Here is a 1910-nt window from a genome sequence, read left to right as displayed (position 1 = left end):
TATTCATAGCAACTATATACTGATTCAGTTTTAACTTTTTTATAAATCACCTGCCTCAAGGCCAAGACAAGTATCATATATAATGTTGAGAATGGCATTTGTCCACATATCTACAATCTAATTAAATTTAGAAGTTTGTTGTATTTTATTCTTTAGTGATACACTAACATCTCGTATGGGGTTACATCAGGGTTCACATTATTAAATGACCAATCAGTGATAAGCCTACTAAATCATTAGGTATAAAAACTAGGTAAATGCCAAAAGCTGTTGTCCGATTGGTCAATTTATTGAACTCTCTTGCATATGATTGAACAGATAAAACATGAATGATAGGTTACATAACAGAACCCCAAACAGGATTTTTTTAATGTGTGCATCACCAAAGAATTTTGTTTAAAGAAACAACATCTCTAATATTAATTAGATTACCACATCTAGTTACATATTTATTCACTGTCATATCAAGTAACTTACCACATAATCCAAGTTTCTCTTTGTTTTAAATCCCTGTATAATTTTTCTTGATTGTCTGTCACATTCTATTTGTAAAATTTTCAGTAATGTAAAAAGTCTTCCAGCACCTGAAAGTGTAATATTATTCAAAATTATCACCATGATTAAGTTGATATATTGCTGAAAGTGGCATTAAAACACCAAAAATCAAAAATCAATTATCCAAAATTAAGACTATCATTTGAGCTCAAAATAGCCATATGCAATTTAATCATCTCAAATTTTGTTTATCCAATGAGATAGACAATGCTTACATCCCATGAGATAGACTATGTTTAGATCTCATGAGATAAACAATGCTTAACTCCAATGAAACAGACAATGGTTAAATCACATGGGATGATGTTTAAATCTCACAAGATAGACAATGTTTATACCCCATTAGATACTGATAATGTTTAAAATCTCAGGTTTAAATCCCAGAGTATACAGACAATATTTCTAAATGAATACAGAAAATAAATTCATCATGGCAAGAATATATTAACCCCTGGAGTCTCAAGAATGTTTATTTCCTAAATTCAAAGTTGTCATCAATTCTCTATTACTGAATTCATAATTGATATACTCATAATTTTGTCTGGTGAGGGGTAAAATAACCCATCATTTTTCCATCACGTAATGCTATTCTTTTAAATATCAACATTTGCTTTGACCTGTATAACTTTATGAAACTAAGCTGCTTTACAGAGAATTGACTTTACATACCGTAAAATGTCTCTACAACAGGCTGTCGTACTTCTACAACCTTTGCTATAAGTTCAAATAACTGTGTGGCTAAATCTGCGTAGGTAACGTTAGCTCGTTTATCTTCAGGACCCATCACTTCTGCTAGTCTCATATTTTTATCAGCAGTGTCAGAAATCTGAAATGGTGTTTGAACTTGGTTATCCACTTTATAAATTAATTTTATACGTGTTTTGATTGGTTTAAAAAGTTGAGGTTATTTTCCAATGTACGGAATCTGAAAATAGACTTTGTTCTCAAGGCGTCGCATGCCGTTGTCATCAGGTGATTTTCTTTAAATGAGGCACCTTTGGGGTTATTTAAATTTATTTCCGATTATTTGCCTTATTTTGAAAAAATAAATATATTTTTCAATATCATAACAAAAAAAGTTTGAATTAATTTATAAGGATTACTCGGTGTGTACAACCTGATTGAGGTTATTTCTTTGTGAACCGAACAAAAATTGAGATCAATCCTTAAAAAGTAAAATCTGGAGTTTTTTTTCACGTTTTATTTATTTAACCGTAAACAGTCAAACTTGTATTCAACGATCACTGTTGGGACAAAGGAAAAATGCCTGCATAAGATATTAAACTGCTTAAATCAGACCGGTCAACCCAGATTGTTAGATACGGTTTGTAATGATTTGCGTGATTCTGGCACCA

General features: G+C 31.0%; 1 protein-coding gene. It reads right to left on the bottom strand.

Annotated features, from left to right (window positions below):
• Window positions 1–1216 precede the first annotated feature (1216 nt).
• A complete protein-coding gene (locus tag BAZSYMA_RS07650; protein ID WP_090717472.1) occupies window positions 1217–1411 on the bottom strand; it encodes a hypothetical protein in 195 nt (64 codons plus the stop codon).
• Window positions 1412–1910: the final 499 nt, after the last annotated feature.

It is taken from the genome of Bathymodiolus azoricus thioautotrophic gill symbiont, assembly GCF_001298715.1.
In the GTDB taxonomy this organism is placed as follows: domain Bacteria; phylum Pseudomonadota; class Gammaproteobacteria; order PS1; family Pseudothioglobaceae; genus Thiodubiliella.
This window is presented reverse-complemented; position numbering and strand designations above follow the sequence as displayed.